A 20,819-nucleotide genomic window follows, 5' to 3' on the forward strand; every position below is an offset into this window, starting at 1 on the left:
AGTTTGGTTTGATTAGTATTCCATTGAGAAAGTCACACCACGGCGCATCATATCCTTAGCCAGCGGACGCATGCGCTTGATGAACGACTCCCACGAACGGTTCTGCTGCTGGCTCCATCCTGCCTCAGCCAGAGCGATAGAGCGCGGATAAGCCTGATAGTATATGCGCTCGGGCGATGTGATGCACTCGCTCCAGAGCGTTCCGGCAACACCGAAAAGATTGTTCTCTTCAAACTTCTTGTCGTGTCCCCAAGCCGGATCAAGAGCGTATGTAGCCTTGAGCGAAGTTACGGGCATACCCCAATTCACCTCAGGCATATCGCCCTTAGCCATCGGATAGTCGAAGTAGCAGTGCTCGCCTGGGCAGAGCATGATGCGTGCATTGTTCTCAACGGCAGCCTGCAGAGCCTTGTCGGTGAGTCCGTTGCGCCAAGCGAAGGTGACGCATCCCGGCTGGATTTTCTTGAAGTCGGTCTCATACCAGAACATCGGAGTTTTGTGATAAGTGTCGCGCAGGAGTTCGATAACGCGGTCGAACATATATCCCTGCAGCTTCCAGTTCTCCGAACGGTCGGTTGTTGTGATGCCGAGCTTCTTCTTCAGAGCCTGGCATTTTGGGCAGTCGGTCCAGCAGTCGAGTGCCGGATTGCCAGCCTCATCGCCACCGAGATGGATATACTTAGACGGGAAAATGTCGGCAATCTCCTTGAATACATTGCCCAAGAACTCGTATGTGAAGTCGTTGCCCGGGCAAAGAAGCTCGTTGGAAACGCCACATGTGGTGCGGATAGGCACCTGACGCTGATGACATGTAAGTTCGGGGAACACACTGATAGCAGCTACCTCATGGCCCGGCATCTCAATCTCGGGTACTATCTCCACGTGATACTGAGCGGCAAACTTCACCAAGTCGCGCATCTGCTCCTGAGTGTAATAGCCCTTGTAAGGCATCAGCAGGTCGTCCTGACCCCAACGTGATGAAGCCTGTTCGGTAAGCTGCGGATACTTCTTAATCTCAATGCGCCAAGCCTGGTCGTCTACGAGGTGCAGGTGCAGAGCGTTGAGCTTGTAGCGAGCCATTTCGGGGATGAAAGCCTTCAGCTCGTCGAGCGGAATGAATGTACGGGCAGGGTCGACCATCAATTCACGTACGTGAGTGCGAGGAGTGTCCTTGATGGAGAGTTGCGGAATGGCATCAACACACTCCTTATTGCCCGAACCAAGAAGAATCTGGTCGAGAGTCATCAGTCCCCAGAACACGCCGCGCGGAGTCTTGCCCTTGATGTTCACGCCCTTAGAGTCTACAGTAAGAGTGTAAGCCTCGTCGTCGTCGAGCGACGAGTCGAGGGCGAGAACAAGCTGCAAGCCACGCTGACGGCTGTTTACGATGTTGCCGATACGACCAGTAAGCATCTCGCGAGCACGCTCCACCTCATTGTTCAATACATTATCATCCTTCTTGTCAAGCAATATATTCCAGGCTGTCTGCACGTTCAGCGCCTTAGCACCCTTCTGAACGGTCAGGGTCTGCGGCATTGGGGTGAGGCACAGCGTCGGGTCGCTCACTTCCTTTGCCATCTTCGGCTCGGCATAGAAGCGGCTCCAGCCTGCTGCCTTCATATAAGCCTTCTCGCTGCCCTTCGGAACGATGAGCTTAACGCTGCCTGGCTCTACACCATAGAATGAAGAAACGGCAGCCTTTGGCGGCACTTTCGAATTGACCTTGACGGTCTTCAGTCCCGACAGACGTGCGAAAGCGTATTCGCCGATGACGGGAGCACCCTCTATTGTTAGTTCGGTCATGCCCTTACAGCCCGAAAAAGCGGCAGCACCTATGCTCTCTACCGATGCCGGGATGGTGATGTTCTGCAACTTGTCGCAAGCGAAAAAGGCCTGAGTTCCGATGGTCTTCAGCACCTTTGGCAGCGCAATATTGAGGAGTTGGTGGCGCGAATGGAACGCATTCTTCGGAATCTCGGTGCTCTTAGCGTCACTGAGGTCGATGTCGCGTACTTGAAAACAGAGGTCGCGCATCTGTCGGTAGTCGCCCTTACGGTCGGTAGATAATTCGCCAGTGAGTTTCAAGCTGACAGCCATCGACTTCTGTTCGGGCTTCAAATTGTCCATACGCTCTACGGTCTGTGCCGACATAACCGCTGAAAGGATTGTCGTAGCAGATAATAGCAGTAGTCTTTTCATTTGTCGTTTATTTATATGATTGTTGTAAGTTTCGTCCTTTTTACCGATATTATCTGCAAAGATACAACTAATTATGCATAGCACGGCACAAGCGGCAACGAAAATTGAAACCAAGAGGAAAACAACGGATTTGCAAGTGAAAAAGGTTTGTGCGAAATATGGAGCGAGGCAATAGTATTAATGAAAGTCTAACTGTAGGAGGTTATGGCGTCCTCGCCATAACCTGAGCAAGCAACGGTGCAATAAACGAATGATAAGAATGTATCGTCTGACTGCTCAGGCTATGGCGGGGACGCCATAGCCTCCTACTATCTGCATTGCCAAGTCATAGGAAAATTGAACTTCTAATCTTTTCACTCGAAATGTCGGATAAAACAAGGGAAAAGCTATGGATTTACAAGGGAAAAGCTATGGATTTGCAAGTGAAAAACCATTGTTTTTCAAAAGGACTCCTTTTGGCTTGCAAAAGGACTCGTTTTGATGAGCAAAAGGACTCGTTTTGGAATGCAAAAGGACCCCTTTTGGAGTGCAAAAGGAGTCCTTTTTGAAATGTATAGTTTTAAGTCCCAATTCCAACCCCTATCCAGCAGGATGGAAAGGGGTAAGAATTAGAGTTTTTGGGCTGTTACAATCCGGCGATTGTCAAGCCTGCCATTACGATGCTAACCATCGACATGAGCTTGATGAGGATGTTGAGCGACGGACCTGAGGTGTCCTTGAACGGATCGCCTACGGTGTCGCCTACGATAGTGGCCTTGTGGTTTTCGCTACCCTTACCTCCGTAGTTGCCCTCCTCTATCATCTTCTTGGCGTTGTCCCAGGCTCCACCTGAGTTGGACATGAACACGGCGAGCGTGAAGCCTGCAGCTAGTCCGCCTGTGAGCAGCCCCAATACGCCAGCCACACCGAGCACCAGTCCTACAACAATCGGGATGATGATGGCAAGCAGCGACGGCAGTATCATCTCGCGCTGGGCGCTTCGTGTGCTTATCTCTACACAACGGCCATAGTCGGGCGTAGCCTTGCCTTCGAGTATTCCTTTTATCTCGCGGAACTGACGGCGCACCTCCTGCACCATCGACTCGGCTGCACGACCCACGGCTCCCATAGTCAGTCCGCAGAAGAGGAATGCTGCCATGGCTCCGAGGAACGCTCCTACGAGCACCTTAGGATTGATTAGGTTCACCTGGAAGAACTCGATGAAGTCGACGGTCGAGGCATTCGTCGGGTCGAACACATTGCCGGCTGCATCGATATATTGCTTGCCGTTGTCCACGGCACGTATCATGGCTATCTTAATCTCTTCGATGTACGACGCCAGCAGGGCAAGGGCTGTAAGTGCAGCCGAACCGATGGCAAATCCCTTACCGGTGGCTGCGGTGGTGTTGCCGAGTGCATCGAGAGCGTCGGTACGCTCGCGCACCTCCTTGCCTAAGCCGCTCATCTCTGCATTACCGCCTGCATTGTCGGCTATCGGACCGTAAGCGTCGGTGGCAAGGGTTATGCCGAGTGTTGAGAGCATGCCCACAGCGGCTATACCTATGCCGTAAAGACCGGTACTGATGGACTTGGCTGAGAGCGACATGTCAAATCCATTGGCGCAAAGATAGCTCAGCATGATGGCTACCGAGATGGTAACAACCGGCACCATCGTCGAAATCATTCCCGTGCCTATACCTTTTATTATAACAGTGGCAGGACCTGTCTGCGAGGCTTCGGCTATCTTCTGCGTCGGCACATAGCTGTGCGAGGTGTAATATTCGGTGGCTTGACCTATCACGACACCTGCTATCAGTCCGCTTATGACCGAGAACGAGAGTCCCAACCAGTTTTCGATGCCAAGCATATAAAGTATTACGAATGTGGCAACTGCTATAAGGAAGGCGCTGACATTGGTGCCTAAGCCGAGCGAATGGAGCAGTTCCTTCATCGTAGCGCCCTCCTTGGTGCGCACCATGAAGATACCAATGAGCGAAAGGAAAATGCCGATGGCTGCTATAATCATCGGCGCTATGACGGCACGCAGCTGCATGTCGCCGTTCATTGCAAATGCCGTGGCTCCAAGAGCGGCTGTAGAGAGTATCGAACCGCAATAGCTCTCGTATAGGTCGGCACCCATTCCGGCTACGTCGCCCACGTTGTCGCCTACGTTATCGGCAATAGTTGCAGGATTGCGCGGGTCGTCCTCGGGTATGTTAGCCTCAACCTTGCCAACAAGGTCGGCTCCAACGTCGGCGGCCTTGGTGTAAATACCGCCACCCACACGGGCAAACAGTGCCTGTGTGGAAGCACCCATTCCGAAGGTAAGCATAGTAGTGGTGATGGTGACGAGGGCAGTCGATTCGCCCTGATAGACGGCATTCAGCACGATAAACCATATTGCAATGTCGAGCAGTCCGAGTCCGACAACGACCAGACCCATTACAGCTCCGCTTCGGAAGGCAATCTTCAGTCCCTTGTCAAGCCCCGTTCGCGCTCCGTTGGCAGTACGCGCCGAAGCATAAGTGGCGGTTTTCATGCCAAAGAAGCCTGCCAGTCCTGAGAACAATCCGCCCGTAAGAAAAGCGAAAGGCACCCACGGATTCTGCACCTTCAGCACATAAGCCATAAAGGCAAACACTATGGCAAGCACCACAAAGACAATAGCCACAACCTTATACTGCTGCTTCAGATAAGCCATGGCACCCTTCCTGACATGCTCGGCGATTTCTTTCATTCGGTCAGTACCCTCTTCCTCTTTCATCATTGAGCGGAAGAAAAACCATGCCATTCCCAATGCTACAACGCTGGCAATAGGAATCAGCCAAAAAACTAAAGGGATGTTGTTCATAACGGTATGTTTAAGTTTGATAATAGATATAGTAGTACGTCGTTACAATCGACGTATGCAAATATATAAAATATATTGATATGAAAGCTGATACGGGGTCAGAATATTTGTTTTTTTAGCAAGAAAAAAGCAGATACGGACGATATTTTATCCGTTTTTTGAGTAACTTTGCATATTCCCAAAACCAAGGAATCCGTTATATAATAATAGGTACAATAGTCATATAGACGATATACATCAAATTCTTATGTTATATTTATTACAGTTCGCTTGTATGATACTGATGCTTGTGTGCGCATTCTTCATTGGCATTACGCGCATTCACGTCAGATGGATCAACAGGCGTTATGAGTGTTCGCGTTGGATGATATTCTCGTCCCTGCTATTGATGGCAATCCATTATTTCCTGCAAATGTGCTATGGATTCAGGGCTTCGGACGAAGATGTAGGAGCTGTAGTCAACATACTGGTCTATCTGCCATGCTTCACGCTCCTTGCTATGGCCATCTACAACATCGAAGCCACACACAGCAATCGCAAGAAGATGAACCTGATCTGCGCCGTAGTATATGCAGCCATGCTTGCAGCCTTCGGTACGGGCTACTGTATTACTGGCACATTGGACATGGGCGTATGGATTTATGTGATGCTTGCCATATTCTTTAGCAATATGGTGTACTGCATATATATGATAACGACAGAGATAATAAGGCGCAAGAAGATTATGGAAGCAATGGCTGCCAATGACATGCAACCCTTTATGCGGTATGCACACGCCAGTCTTGCGCTGCTGTTTCTTAGTGCATTGATTGTGCCGTTCGCCATTCTTTCCACCAAGTCATTATATATAATAGGTCCGGTGGGACTTGTCATATTACTGTTCTTCATCATCAACTTTGTGGCGTTCGGCTACAGTTATGTGCCTACCGAAGAACTGTTGAACAAGGAACGTGACAATGAAGCTACCGCAGATATGGACAATTCGGAAAGCAAGGCATCGGCTACAGACAGCGACGTACTGCAACCGGAATCTGAACCTGACAGCGAGCCTGCCCCACTGCCACTCTCTGCCGAACGCATCGACTTCATTCAGTCGGCACTCGACAAATGGTGTGCCGACATAGGCTATAAGGACAGTTCGGTCAATATGCTCACATTGTCGCTTTCGCTGGATATCAGCAAAAACGAACTGAGCCAATTCTTCAGCCAATGCCAGAACACTACGTTCCGCATATGGCTCGGCGAGATACGTTTCAATGCTGCCAAAAAGATGATGAAGGAGTTTCCCGACTACAACAACGACATCATTTCTGCCGAATGCGGTTTCTCTTCAAGGTCATATCTTTATAGGATTTTTAAGGAAAAGGAGGGATGCACTCCTGTTGAATGGAGAGCCAAAAACTCATAAAAAACTACTGAAAAACCCTCTGTAAGGTGTCTACTTCGTAGGAAGTGGACACCTTTTTTATATGAATTGGACATTTACGCACACGAATCAGACACTTAATTTTAATGAAAAACATTAAATTTGCCCTATGAAAGAAACCAACCTATAACTCTATTGCATAAAGATAAGATCAAATCAAATCATAAACAATAATCAAAACATCTGAAAATGAAAAAAAGAAGACAACAGCAACATCCTCCATATTTGGACGGGCGGGTTGCAAGCAATTCTGTTTCTACGCGGCGTTCCATGCGAACGTCCGCGGGAAGGTTCATGCAGTTCTTCCTTTGTGTCATGATGCTGATGGCGTTCTCAGTGCAGAAGGCGTCGGCGTATGACGATTGGCAGGACAGCTGGATAAGTCAATGGTACGATGCGGAAAATGCCACTATCGTACTCGACATCCGCGTTTACCAATCGTGGGGTGGAGCAGGAGCCGGCCATTGCGGATTCTGTCGTGATGACGGTTGGCTTGATGTCAGTGTGGCTGGATACGACATCCATCTCAAAGGTCCGAAAGACCAGTGGACAAGCTATGACCCTAACTCAGATCAGGTCACGGGAATCGACAAGAAATACGTACAATGGCTTGGTTTCAGAAAAACAGATGGCGACAAGGGATCTTATTTCATTAAGATCACCATTCCGCTGATACAGGACCGAATCGGAAAAGACGTATTTGTAAAATACAAGGGAGTATGGTGGCGCGAATTGAAAACGGCGACGGATCAGGACGTTGATTTCACTGCAACTGTAGACACCCATTTCGGCTGTACGCCGACTATAATCACAAATGCCTATTATGGCGTAAAGGGGAATAAGCCAGGCTATGTCATCGCATGGAAAAAAGACGGAACGGCAAAGCAGAACTCCATTGACAAAAAGGGACATTTCAGACTCTGCTATTCAAACGGTGACCCCGTGCCAAACATCTCCACTATCGATGCGAGTCTTAATAGCAGTGGAGAGTTCTTTATCCCAGTGGAGAGTCTGAATCTTGACAATCCGTCTGAATACAAGATTATACAGCACTACGAGCCGACTTATAACAATAAGGTAATTTACGAGACATCAAGCTCTGCCAATAAAACCCGTCCTGCCTATCCGCAGGTGAAGGAAATCAGCGCCAACTATGATCAGGTGACGCGCAAGGCGAAGGTGAACTGGAATCTCAGTGCGGCTCCGACGCAGAACTGCATTGAGGACAATATGGTGCTCACAATCAAGAGTACGAATAGGGCGACAAATGCTGTGGAGACAACCACACAGAATATCAAGTATATGGCTGGTAAGACAGCATACAGCTATGAGTTTGACGTACCTTTAGGCGAGAGCCTGAATTATGAATTCAGCATTAAGCGTTCGCATACAGGCAACTCTGATGTATGGAACAACGCTTTCAGCAAGCAGACCTCTCTCTCGGCTTCTGCAAAGCACAGCAATGTTACGGCAGGTTCTGTACATGCTAAGCTTAGTGAAGACGACCAGACTGCCACTATCACTTGGCAGACTGAGGGCGACATCTGGAGTTCGGGCACCAAAGCGGTGCTTACACGTGTGAACGTTACGACCAATACTACTGACAACATCGAGCTGTCGAAGGAAGATTTCCTCAGCGGCAAATATATTGACGACATGATAATGGTGTGCAACGAATATCGTTACCGCCTTACCGTGAAGCCTGCCGAGGCTTACGGCACATTGACCCCAGTGGCAGCACCGGAGTCAATCATGCCCACAAGCATAGGCAATCTTGTTACGTTTACAGCCGGCAAGGGCTACTACTCAGACCGCGTTGAACTGGCATGGAGCAGCAAGGGCAACTTTGAGCGCTTCGTAATCAACCGCAAGGAGCATGGCGCTCCTGATACAGACTATAAGCAGATAGCCGTTACTGAGGGCAACGAGGCTCAGAACGACTATTACTATAACGACGTGAACGCCATTCCCGGCATCGTCTACGACTATCGTATCAAGGGACAGGTGATGTGCTCTGGCAATCTGCTTGAGAGCGACGAGGAACTTACTGACGTTGGTTTCCGCACACCTACGGGCGACATCTACGGCCGCGTAACATTCGAAAACGGACAGGCAGTGGCTGGAGCAAAGGTTACAGCTGAGCCTACCGAAGGCTCTGGCGTTCCCGGCAAGTCGTACGTTTTCAGCGGTGCGTCAAAGCTTACCGTCGACAACGAGTCGCTCTTGAAGGACGCTACGAAGGCTGCAACACTCCAGGCATGGGTACGAGCAGACAAGGAAGGTACTATCATCGAGAAGCCGGGCATGTACAAGCTGGCATACAACAACCAGTATATTGAGTTCACGGTAGGCTCTCAGACACTGAAGACTTCGAAGAAACTCAAGGACTACGCTTCTTCGGCACAGTTCGTACACCTCTCGGCAGTGGCAGACGCCACACACCTTATTATATATATAAACGGTAAGGCAGTGGCAGAAGCCAAGCGTACGGCTCAGATTACGGGCAACGACAATAAGGTGGTGATTGGTGAAGGCTTCACCGGAGCCATCGACGAAGTTCGTATCTGGAACAAGGCGCTCAATGCTGACACCCTCGCCAACGACTACGACCGCTATATCGTAGGTAATGAGGACGGCCTGCAGGCTTACTACACCTTCGACTATTCGGTAGACAACGCCTTCTACGACATATCGTACAAGGGCACCAAGTACAACATGAACCATGGTGTGGCTACGGATGTTACGATCAGTTCAAAAGACATTCCTACTTCTGCACAGCTCGGCTACAGCAGCTACACAGCTGTAGACGGTTCATACCAGATTCGTTCGCTGCCCTACACCGGCAACGGAACCACCTATATGATTGTGCCTACTCTTGGCATACATCAGTTTGCGTCGGCTAAGGAGCTGCGCCTCATCAACTCGCAGGCACAGAGCCACACCGTGAACTTCACGGATAAGTCATCGTTCAACATTTCGGGTAAGGTGATGTATAAGGGTGGCAACGTGCCCGTTGAGGGTGTTTCGTTTGCCGTTGACGGTGTCACCGTAATGGACGGCAAGAGCAATATCGTTAAGACCGACGCTAAGGGACAGTTCACCATAAGCGTACCTGTAGGACAGCACGAGGTGAAGGCTGTGCTTGCCAACCATACATTTGAGAACGGCGGTAAGATTACCAACAGCGACGGAACCGACCGCAACTATCAGGACGACGACAACGGATTCGAAATCTTTGACGTTACAACAGTACGTTATATCGGACGTGTTGCCGGAGGTACCAAGCAGGAGGCGTTCCCTGTAGGACATTCTCTTTCGAAGAACAACCTTGCTGACGACGTACGCATCGAACTCACCTATCAGAACGATGCTTACAAGATGACAACTGAAGCTCGCGAGACTACACTCAATCACGTCAAGGGCGCATACGTAAGCAAGCAGCACCAGAACCGCGTAGCTTACAATGGCAACAAGATTACTATCTATCCTGACGCAGAAACGGGTGAGTTCTATGCCGACCTCATTCCTGAGAAGTATAAGATTAATGTAGTAGTGCCTGGTCATGACAAAATCCCGGGCAGTGGCGACGACCTCAACTTGAGCAACGAGTTTGCAAAGCAGAGCGAGGTGAATGCTTATGTCGACTCTATCTCTACGCAGGGCAAGTATGTCAATTGCAGCGACACTGTATATTACAACAAGAAGCAGCAGTTCATCAAGCGCTACACTCCGTCAATCATCGTAAAGGAGAAGGTGAAGGGTAAGCTTCAGGACTTCTTCGGAAAGGAAGAACTCAGCATCGCTACCCTCGACCAAACAAAAACTATAAAGGTAAAGACCTACAATCCTGACAATGCTGCACAGCCTTACACACTCGGCGTGCCGGTGTATGAGCAGGGACAATACGTCACTTATCACATCACCACAGCGGAGGTGTACGAATATAAGGATAAGGACGGCAGACGTAAGGAAGGCGTTAAGGAAGACATCGTGCCAACGCCTGAGGCTAAACTGTCATTCAGTAGAGGCGACATTGCGTACGGAACGCAAGAAGACATCACTACTGACGAGAACGGTGAGGCTGAATGGACTTTCCAGGTTAACAACCCGGAAATGACTTCGGCTCTGCGCTCAGCAGCTATGGATATGACCTACAGCGAAAACAGCGAAAGCACATCTTCTACAACAATCAACTGGAAGGGTGGCTTTGACGGCAAGGGAAATACTAAGGCTATCGTAATTGGTGCAAAGACTCTGGGATCGGACTTCGTTACGAACGGACCCGACAAGGTGCTCTTCGTGCTGCGCGACCCACCGGGAAGCAACTCTTATGCTTATCTTGAGAAGGGTGTGACAGTTACTTCTACAAGTACATATGAGGGAAATGTCACTAACGAGGGAGTATTGAACAACGAGGCAAAGGTTGGTGCCAAGGTCATCACCTTCACCGGTCTTGGTGCCGGAGTGGTGAACGAGAACGACGTGAAGAACGAATTCTCATTCGGAGCTTCTCACAGTGAGACAATCGGTGGTACAGACTCTGACACTAAGACGATGACCACTACCACACGCTTCGAGACAAGTAGCGACCCGCAGTATGTAGGAAGCGACGGCGACCTCTTCGTTGGCTATTCTACCAATATCGGTGTAGGCAAGACCGAAAACATCGCCGTTACTACACGTGAGATGTATCAGGCCAATCCTTCAGAATACGAACTGTTCGGCAATGTTACTCCCGAAAACAGTGAATATCTGCTTGTGAAGACTACTGGTCTGGGACTTTCGCAGAAGTATGGCACTATGTTCACCTATCCGCAGGTGCACATCGAGCAGGTGCTGTTGCCTAAACTTGAGGATGTACGCAACAAGTTGCTGCATCAGCCGGCTGAAGGTGTCGACTTCCAGGCAATGGCTGACAACACCAAACTCCCAGTATACGTTTCGAAGTTGGCAGCTGACGATCCTAACTTCGGCAAGAGCAACAACGACAAGGTGTTTAAGGGTGCCAATGCCACCGACCCGATTGACGGACCAAGTTACAAGATCTACACTCCGGCAGGACAGCCGTTGAAGGAGGATACTATCATGTTCCTCAATCAGTCGATTGACAACTGGAAGATGCAGCTTCGCAATAACGAGGAACAGAAGGTGAAGGCAGAACTCATGCAGAACCATTCGTTCCAGGGCGGTGCTTCTTACGAATACTCTGAGGAGTATGAGGTTGGACGCTCGGAGACTCAACGCTTCTCTATCTTGATTGGCGCTCAGTTCACCAACAACTTCGGATGGACACTCAATGGCACTGGTATGGTGCTCACTGTAGACGAGAGCCTTACCACCGAACACGGCGGCGAGTTCTCAACTGAGGAAAGTGCACGCCACTGCAAGGGCTACGTGCTCGCAGAGGAAGGCTCTGACTACATCTCTGTAGACGTATGCCGCGAGGCAGGATACAAGAACGGCGACCAGTACATCAAGTACAAGGACATGAAGAATGAAAAGGGACAGACCTTCTCTACATTCATCTTCAAGACCCGTGGCGGTGCTACGTCTTGTCCGTTCGAGGGCGAATACAAGACCAAGTATTACGAACCGGGACAGCACGTCATCAATGAGGCTACCGTTCAGATGGAAGTTCCGGAGATAACCGTTGAAAAGGACTTCATCGAGAATGTTCCTTCTGGCAAGTCGGCTTACTTCACGCTCTATCTGCGCAACAACTCTGAGTCGCAGGACGACAACTGGTATAACCTCGTTATTGACGATGCCAGCAATCCTAACGGAGCACAGCTGCTCATCGATGGCGCACCGATCGGCAACGGCAGAGCATTGCTCGTACCGGCAGGCGGAACACTTACCAAGACACTCGAAGTGCGCAAGGGTTCGGTGATGAACTACGACAATCTCCGACTGATGCTTCAGTCGCAGTGTCAGTGTGACCCCACCGACTTCCAGGACGATGTATATGACGACGTGACGTTCAGCGTTCACTTCACCCCTTCTGCCACAAGCGTGAGCCTGAAGAAGCCTACTGACAACTGGACATACAACACCAAGTTGGCAACAGCGGAGGTGAACGGCGTGCAGAAGCATTACATGGACGTAGTGATTGACGGATTCGATGTGAACTATGACAACTTCCATCGCATCATGCTTCAGTTCAAGCCGTCGTCGGGCAGCGACAACGACTGGACAACGCTCATGAGCTACTACAACGACCAGACTCTCTTCGACCAGGCAGTGAAGAATGGTATGAATGCAGAGATGATCAAGGCTGCTGATGCCGGTACTATCAAGTATCGCTGGTTTATGGACGACCAGCAGGATCAGCGTTACGACCTGCGCACTGTAGGTACGAGCATGATCAACAATGAGGAGGTATATAACTATTCTGCCGTACACAGCGGCATCAAGGATATGTATAATCCGCGCCTCTTCGGTAGTGCACAACCTGCCAACGGCGTGCTCACTGTCAACGATGAGGTGAAGCTCACGTTCAACGAGCCTATAGCCGACGGACTGCTCACCGACAACAACTTCTCGGTAACGGGCATCCGCAACGGTGCACAGACCGACCATAGCGTAAGCGTACGACTCGACGGCGAGAACGACGAACTTGTTTCTGAGTTCCAACGCAATTGGAGCGGCAAGAACCTGACAATAGAAATGTGGACTCTTGCAGACAAACCGCAGGATGCAGTACTCTTCAGTCAGGGCAATGCCAACAGTTCTATCGAACTTGCAACGACAAGCGACAACCGCTTGAAGGTGAAGGTGGCCGACAAGACCATTATCAGTGACCGTCCGTTCGATTACGAACAGGGTACATGGGCACACGTAGCTCTCGTATACAACAATGAGGGTAACGTATCGGCTTACTACAACTACAATCAGCTTATCAGCGCTGCTGAGGTGGGCGAGTATAATGGCGAGGGCGCTTATGTGTTCGGAGCCAGTGTGGACGGAAGCGGACACTTCGCCGGCAAGATGCATGGTGCACGTATCTGGGACAAGGTGGTTACACCAGCACGTCTTCAGACCAACTCGCTGACTATGCTCTCTGGAGCAGAAAGCAATCTCATTGCTTACTATCCTATGTCGGAGGCTAAGGGCAACGTGCTTGCCGACAAGGCACATGGAGCCAACCTCGATATGCGTGGAGGTGAATGGGCTAATCCGGAAGGTCGTGCAGCTGCATTCAACGGCAAGGACCAGTATCTGAAACTCTCTTCGGGCAGTTCATGTGTAGTAGACAACACTATGGACTACACCATCGAGACATGGTTTAAGGCTGACGAGGCACAGCAGACAGCTACCATCATCTCCAACGGACGTGGCGACGGTGAGGAAATGGGCGGTTCGCTCAATCTCTTCGCTCTTAATCTGGAGGAAGGCAGACTGGTATTCCATAACAATGGAGTGCGTGTGGCATGCGACGGAAGCTTTGCTGACAACGACTGGCACCACGTTGCTGTAGCTGTCAACCGTACAAGCGGTCGCGGACAGATATACGTGGACGGCAAGCTCAACACTTACTTCGAAGCAGCTGACCTCGGTGGTATAGCAGCGGCTTACATCCACCTCGGTGCACGTGTATGGACTCCTGCTGACAACCTTCAGCATGAGACAGCCGACAACTTCTTCAAGGGTGAGATTGACGAGGTGCGTGTATGGAATCTCTATAAGAGCGAGACGCTCGTGGAGAACGGCAACAGCAACCGACTCGACGGCACCGAGAAGGGACTCTTGGCTTACTATCCGTTCGAGACATACATCGAATGGCAGGGCGTGAAGGAACTCCAGTTCTCTCTGAAAGACCAGAAGCAGCAGGCTGACCCGACACAAAAAGTGCCTGACGCAGTGGCTGTAGGAGGCGATGTAGAGACCAAGGCCTCAGCGCCAATTAAGGCAAAGGGACCCGAGAGCAAGCTTCTTTACGATTTCGTAGTCAATAACGATGCTCTCATAATCAATCTGAAGGAGCCTTACGAGCGTATCGAGAAGACTATCGTGAAGATCACCGTTGACGGCGTACGCGACAAGAACGGCAATGAGATTCTCTCACCGATAACATGGAGCGCTTACATCGACCGCAACCAGCTGAAGTGGAGTGACAACGCTCTCACCGTAGTGAAGAAGCTCAACGAGGAGAAGACTCTCAAGGTGAAGGCACTCAACAACGGCGGTTCAATCGAACACTTCACCATCGAGAACCTTCCTTCATGGCTGGAGGCAGAACCGGCAAGCGGCACCATCGACCCGACTTCGTCTGCCGACATCCTTCTGACCATCGACCCGAGTCTGAACATCGGTACGTACGACGAGACTCTCTATCTGCGTGGCGACAACAATGTGGTCGAGGCTCTGCAGCTCACCGTTAAGGTGGAAGGCGAGAAACCTGAGTGGACGGTCAATCCGGCTGACTTCAAGTATAATATGTCTGTCTTCGGCAAGCTGTATATTAATAAGGTGTATTCTTCCGACAATGAGGACATGCTCGCTGCATTCAGTGGCGGAAAGTGCGTCGGCGTATGCAACAACCGTTACTACAAGCAGAACGATATGTACTATGCTATGCTCACGGTCTACTCTAATGACGTAAGCAATTCTGACCTTGAGTTCCGCATCTGGGACGCAAGCACCGGACGTACATACATCGCAGAGAGCGAAAAGCCTATAAGCTTCGCCAACAACTCAGTTTTAGGCAGTCCTTCACAGCCTGTGCTGTTCACAGCTAAGGACTATCGTGTGCAGACCATCAACCTGAATGAGGGATGGACGTGGATTTCCACCAACATCGCATCCGACAAGCTTAACGACCTCAACAAGTTGCTTGCCGACGGAAAGTGGACTTCTGACGACCAGGTAAAGAGCGAGCAGTACGGCTTCGCATCATGGACCAAGCGCAATGGATGGATGGGATCGCTCACCGGCATTGACAACGACCAGATGTATCTCGTACACAGTTCACAGCCTCAGACTCTGAACATCTCAGGTCCGGCAGTCGATCCGACATCGCACAAGCTCACAATCCGCGGAGCTAAGGCTGACGGAACACCTCGCTGGAACTACATCTCATACCTGCCATCTGACAACTTCACACTCAAAGAAGCTCTCGCTGGCTATGATGCAAAGGATGGCGACATCGTGAAGTCGCAGACACAGATGGCTATGTACAGCGGCAATCTGGGATGGATAGGCAGTCTTACATATATGGAGAATGGCAAGGGCTATATGCTCCAGCGCCAGTCGCAGGACGACGCCGTGCTGCAGTATCCGTCGAAGACTTCAGTAGGACGCAAGACAAGAGCGGCTGTAGCTGTAGCCCAAAACGCAGATGACACATCAGGATACTTCCCATACTCTGCCAATATGACGGCTGTAGTAGAAGTAGAAGGTGTAGAGCTTGAGCAAGGCGACCGTCTTGTAAGCTATATATCAGGCGAACCACGCGGCAATGCTGAATCAATAAACCTGCCCGACGGCAGAACCATCTTCATGCTTACCGTGGGTGGCGACAAGCCTGCAACTGTAGACATGACCATTGAACGCAACGGCAACGTCATCGCCAAAGCTGCAGACGCTATCGGCTATGCAACCAACAGCAATGTCGGTACCATCAACGAACCGATGCGCATAAGCTTCCTCGGCAATGAAGGCGGACTCTATGTCTATCCGTCACCGTTCGATTCGCAGCTGAAGATCCGTGCCAATGTAGACCGCAACGCCCATACCGACGTCTTCATAAGCGACGTAAGCGGCAGGCGAATCATAGCATGGGACAACTGCAATGACAATGGCAACGTAGACCTCACATGGAATGTAGGCAATACAGTTCCTTCGGGAGTGTATATCGTAAGCATCTCTATCGATGGCAAGATTTACTCTACGAAAGCTATCAAGAAGTAATATAAACAGATAATCTATATGAAGTATATAAAGTATTCATTGATTGCCGCATTGTGCTTCTTCATGACACAATGCACAGAAGAGGATGGCAAGACTTATCCACAGCAACCCGCTCCTAACTGGAGCGCGGTTGCAGAGGACTTTGTCAGCGATGTCCCGGTATGGCAGGTGGCGGACAACGCCCCTGCTTCAGCCCCAGGATGGAAAGCCGACTTCAGCAGCAACGAGCAGGCTCCGTCATGGACCGATCCTGACAAGAGTGTCTATCCGATGAGCATGACAGCCGTAGTGCGTCTCAGTCCAATACTAGAGACTCTTGCTGCCGACGACGACATGATGGCTGCCTTCATTGGCGGCGAGTGTCGTGGAGTGGCTAAGAAGGTAATGAACGACGGTGTACGCCTGTTCTTCATTCACGTCAAGGCTCCTTCAAGCGAGAACGGCAATGTGGAGTTCCGCTATTATAGCGCTGCCTCTAAGCGCGTGTACGTATCAGTAGCAGCCGACGTCAAGTATGAAGTTGACAAAATCTACGGTACTGCCGAGAACCCAAAGTACCCCGACTTCGAGCAGTCAGGCCCCTACCCCATTGCCACCAAGGCATGGGTGAAGGTAGACAAGGCACAGTTGCCGTTCGCCATCGGTAATGGCGACGAACTTCAGGCTTTCGTAGGCGACGAGTGCCGCGGCATAAAGCACGTGGAGAACGAGGCTGACATGCTCTATTGGTATGACATACTCGGTCGTGCAGAGGGCGAGAAGATGACGTTCCGCTATTACAGCGCAGAGAAGAAGCAGGTGTACGTTTCCGAACAGGCATACGTCATCGGCAAGCGAGGTTCGGTGATTGGTTCTGAAGACCAGCCACAAACCCTCACCTTTGTACCGCAAGGCAGCATGACCGCTTACCTCACCCTTGACGCCGTTACAGGCAGCTATGCCGACAAGAGCGGCGACAAGCTGGCGGCTTTCGTAGGAAATGTATGCGCCGGAATAGGCGAAATAGTGGGCGAAAAGGACGGCAAATCTGTGTATAAGATGGTGATAAACAGCGTCAGCTCACAATCAGCAGCTGTAGACATTCGCTATTACAGCCATCGCAACAGCTATGTGTTCACCGCACCTGCATGCATTACGTTTGCCGACGGCAAGGTGGAAGCATCACTCGAGAATCCACTCACCCTACCACTCGTAGTGAACGGCAAGCATCCGCTTAAGATGACGGCTTGCGTAGCATTGCCACAGAACATTGCCCGTCAGGCAACTGCCGAGGACATGATGGCAGCATTTGTAGGTACAGAGTGTCGCGGTACGGCAAAGGCAGAGCAGACAGAAAACGGCGAATATGTCTTCCGTATGGAGATAAACGGCAGCATGGGAACAGAAGAAACCGTCACGCTGAAGTATTATTCCACCCGTAATGCCTATCTGTATCAGGCAGTCTCAGCATTCAAGTTTGCCAATGGCGAAAGCTATGGCACAACTGGCGAACCTCGCATTCCTGCTTTCGTCATTGTTGAATAAGCTTAATACCTATCAGTATATATGAATAAGAAAACTATAATTAGCTTGATGCTGGGGGCCATGTCGATGCTCCCGGCATCAGCACAGGACGGATGGTTTGTTGATGTGGGCGGAGGCGTGCAGACAATCTTCTCGAGCGATGCCAGCAAACTGGATTTCGGCAAGCGTCTCACACCTTCATACCGCATCGGTGTGGGCAAGTGGATTACTCCAGTTTACGCCCTGCGTCTGCAGGTTGGAGGCTATGCGCTCAACGGTATGTCCACATCCGAAGGACTCTATCTGCGTGATCCGCAGACCGACGGTTCCGTATATGGTCCTCACGACCCTGTAATAGATAATGTGACGGTCCGCCCCGACGGCACCTATCGTCATTATCTGCGCTACGTCAATGCTCATGCCGACTTCATGGTGAGCCTTTCGCGTCTGCTGTTAAGCGGTCAGGGCAAGTTCGACGTGCTTCCAGCTGTCGGATTGGGTTATGCCCGTACATTCGCTTATCGTGGAACGGCAGCCACCAACTCGCTTACAGCCAACTTCTCGGTTTTGGCGAAATACAAAGCAACGAAATGCCTGGATGTAAATCTTGAAATAGGTTCGGCTCTCATGCCCGACCATTTCGACGGTCGCATCACGGGCAAAATGTACGAGCCAACGCTTGGAGCCACACTCGGACTGACCTATAACTTCAATGCTTCCAAGGTATGCGCCAAGAAAGAACGTAGCCGTAAACAACATCGTGAAGCCGTGGTCGACACGGTGTATATGGTAGAAAGGATTGTGGAACGACCCATCTACAAGGAGCGAATAGTAGAGAAACCGGTGGCAAAGAAACAGAATCCGTTCCGTCTCGCCTCCATCAGCTTCGCTTATGCTTCTGCCAAACCATCAGAGAAGCAGAATGTCGTATTTGAGAACATCGTGGAATATCTCAAGCAGAATCCGTCTGCCCGCATACGTCTGGACGGTTATGCAGACAAGGCTACCGGTAAAGCTAAGACCAACCTCATGCTTTCCATACGCCGCACCGACAGCGTGCGAAACATTCTGATAGAACGTTACAACATCGCCCCGTCGCGTATCGAGGCACAAGGCATAGGTAGCAATGCACAACCGTATGAGAACAACAATCTCAATCGTGTAGTAATCGTTACAGCAATACCTGAATAAAGCACATATAAAGCAAGTAAAAGAAAGGAGAGTCAACAATGGCTCTCCTTTCTTATTCCTAATCTCTCATTTCTTATTTCTAATATATAATACGACACCATGTCCCTTTACTATCGTATCACTAATGTCAGGAACGTGATATAAAGATATGTTGCATGCCTTGAAATGATCGTATCATGCCATGAAACGACCATATCATGCCTTGAAATGACCGCATCATGCCTTGATACGAAGATTTTTTACTGAAAGCTGATTTCACATACGCAACATCGTTAGTCATAGTTTTGTATAATAACAACGTTTGCTGTTGACGTAGCATTTCACCTCTTATCCTCATCATATTCCTTCGTTCATCCTTCGTTCGTCCTTCGTTCATCCTTTGTAGTGAACTCGATCTACCTCCGTAGTGAACTCGATCTGCCTCCGTTAATGAAGCGAAGTCATAACGGAGGAATAACGAAGGCATAACGGAAACTTAACGTAGGCATAACGAAAGCATAACGGAGATGCATCAAAGAGCGAACGAATAAGATATCCATAAGGCTACAACCTATGCAGAGTCTTATGGCGATGGTGGCTCGCCATACTATGGTTGGGGACGAGACAAAGATTAGGATGATGAGCACTGGTGGCATAGGTGCATCGCCGTGTCGGCGGCGATGTGGACGGTAAATAATGAGTCCAAATGTTCATTGTTATTTTCCATCCATTGAACATTTGGCCCAAAATACAATTATTTTGATACACTTTCCAATATCCACTCTTGAAACTGCCGACACGTTCTAAATAGCCAGTCTTTTTGAGAAATGCTATTTCACGCTTAGCGGTGGCATCCGACAATCCGGTTTTCTCACAAAGCCTTTCTCTACTTAGATTCTTTTCTTCTGAGAACATCCGCAAAATCATCTTCTGCCTCTCGCTCAAGTTTATTGGGTCATTTATTGGGTCATTCGATGAACTATATGAAACATCGTTTTGAATATGTAATGTCAATTTTACTTGCATAAGTTCAGGCTGTTCCAGTAACTCAGGCTTTATCCAATGCTTTTCGTTCCATGCGTTTAGAATGAGTGTAAAACCCGAGCCAAGGTTCTCGCCATAGCCTATCATGCGGAACATATTCTGCATACGCTGATTACGTGCCTTTGACTCGACACCTTTGTAAATCTGCTCAATAGGCAGTCTCAATACACCGTCCATACTGAAAGGGTGAGGCAAATCACGTGTCAGTTTCGGAATGACCATGCGAATAAAGTTGAACAGGTTGTTTTCCCAAGTTCCATCGTATGTCAATCGGTCGCTATAGCGTTGGTGAATATGTGAGCTAATCTATCTGACTATAGGGTGTCATTTGACGACTCATAATATGGGTGATGTCAAGTGAAATTCAATGAAATTATAAGAAATACGGATGAAAACAACATAAACTTTGCCAACCACAACAAATTAGCGACGAATTATGTTGGCAAAATCTCGGCAATTTATATAATCAAAAATCCTAACTGCCCATATTCAAGCAGTTAAGATTCTTATGGTGCGCCTGAAAGGACTCGAACCTTCACGTCGCAGGACACTAGATCCTAAGTCTAGCGCGTCTACCAATTCCGCCACAAGCGCAGTAATGATTATAGTTTGTATTTCAAATACTTTTGCAAAGTTAATGAAAAAAGTTGGAACGCACAAAATATGGATCAAATAATATTGTTGTGTTTTTAACAATCTGCATTTCTTATACAAACAACTGTTTTACCCTATAAAGAT

7 protein-coding genes and 1 tRNA gene are annotated in these 20,819 nt (G+C 49.6%); 4 read left to right on the plus strand and 4 right to left on the minus strand.

Features of this window, described 5'->3' with window-relative positions; genetic code table 11:
* Positions 1–12 precede the first annotated feature (12 nt).
* Both I6E49_RS10460 and I6E49_RS10465 read right to left on the minus strand, forming a co-directional pair.
* Positions 13–2,199, minus strand: coding sequence for a family 20 glycosylhydrolase (locus tag I6E49_RS10460; RefSeq protein ID WP_235402198.1), 2,187 nt, complete (start codon positions 2,197–2,199; stop codon positions 13–15).
* A 625-nt stretch (positions 2,200–2,824) separates the two neighbouring features.
* Positions 2,825–5,029 carry a sodium-translocating pyrophosphatase gene (locus I6E49_RS10465; RefSeq protein ID WP_235402199.1) on the minus strand — a complete coding sequence of 735 codons (2,205 nt, stop codon included), beginning with the start codon at positions 5,027–5,029 and terminating at the stop codon, positions 2,825–2,827.
* A 274-nt stretch (positions 5,030–5,303) separates the two neighbouring features.
* Here I6E49_RS10465 and I6E49_RS10470 point away from each other — a divergent pair, with 274 nt between their 5' ends.
* From I6E49_RS10470 to I6E49_RS10485, 4 genes are all read left to right on the plus strand, one after another.
* Positions 5,304–6,437 (plus strand): AraC family transcriptional regulator, encoded by a 1,134-nt coding sequence (locus I6E49_RS10470; RefSeq protein ID WP_235402201.1) that lies wholly within the window; start codon positions 5,304–5,306, stop codon positions 6,435–6,437.
* A gap of 288 nt (positions 6,438–6,725) precedes the next feature.
* The gene (locus I6E49_RS10475; RefSeq protein ID WP_235402202.1) at positions 6,726–16,364 is read left to right on the plus strand and encodes a LamG-like jellyroll fold domain-containing protein; all 9,639 of its coding nucleotides are present in this window, start codon (positions 6,726–6,728) and stop codon (positions 16,362–16,364) included.
* Positions 16,365–16,382: 18 nt separating this feature from the next.
* On the plus strand, positions 16,383–17,888 hold the full coding sequence (locus tag I6E49_RS10480) for a hypothetical protein (RefSeq protein ID WP_235402204.1): 1,506 nt from the start codon (positions 16,383–16,385) through the stop codon (positions 17,886–17,888).
* A gap of 21 nt (positions 17,889–17,909) precedes the next feature.
* On the plus strand, positions 17,910–19,058 hold the full coding sequence (locus I6E49_RS10485) for an OmpA family protein (RefSeq protein ID WP_235402206.1): 1,149 nt from the start codon (positions 17,910–17,912) through the stop codon (positions 19,056–19,058).
* Positions 19,059–19,601: 543 nt separating this feature from the next.
* Here I6E49_RS10485 and I6E49_RS10490 read toward each other — a convergent pair.
* Entirely contained in the window at positions 19,602–20,351 is a 750-nt protein-coding gene (locus I6E49_RS10490) for an ATP-binding protein (RefSeq protein WP_235402208.1), read from the minus strand.
* 239 nt (positions 20,352–20,590) lie between these two features.
* A tRNA-Leu gene (locus I6E49_RS10495) sits at positions 20,591–20,675 on the minus strand.
* Positions 20,676–20,819 lie beyond the last annotated feature (144 nt).

The sequence above is a fragment of the Leyella stercorea genome (assembly GCF_021531655.1).

Coding starts and splice junctions, on each gene's coding strand:
- I6E49_RS10475 (WP_235402202.1), top strand. CDS start 6,726: ATGCGAACGTCCGCGGGAAGGTTCATGCAGTTCTTCCTTTGTGTCATG.
- I6E49_RS10460 (WP_235402198.1), bottom strand. CDS start 2,199: ATGAAAAGACTACTGCTATTATCTGCTACGACAATCCTTTCAGCGGTT.
- I6E49_RS10470 (WP_235402201.1), top strand. CDS start 5,304: ATGATACTGATGCTTGTGTGCGCATTCTTCATTGGCATTACGCGCATT.
- I6E49_RS10485 (WP_235402206.1), top strand. CDS start 17,910: ATGAATAAGAAAACTATAATTAGCTTGATGCTGGGGGCCATGTCGATG.
- I6E49_RS10480 (WP_235402204.1), top strand. CDS start 16,383: ATGAAGTATATAAAGTATTCATTGATTGCCGCATTGTGCTTCTTCATG.
- I6E49_RS10465 (WP_235402199.1), bottom strand. CDS start 5,029: ATGAACAACATCCCTTTAGTTTTTTGGCTGATTCCTATTGCCAGCGTT.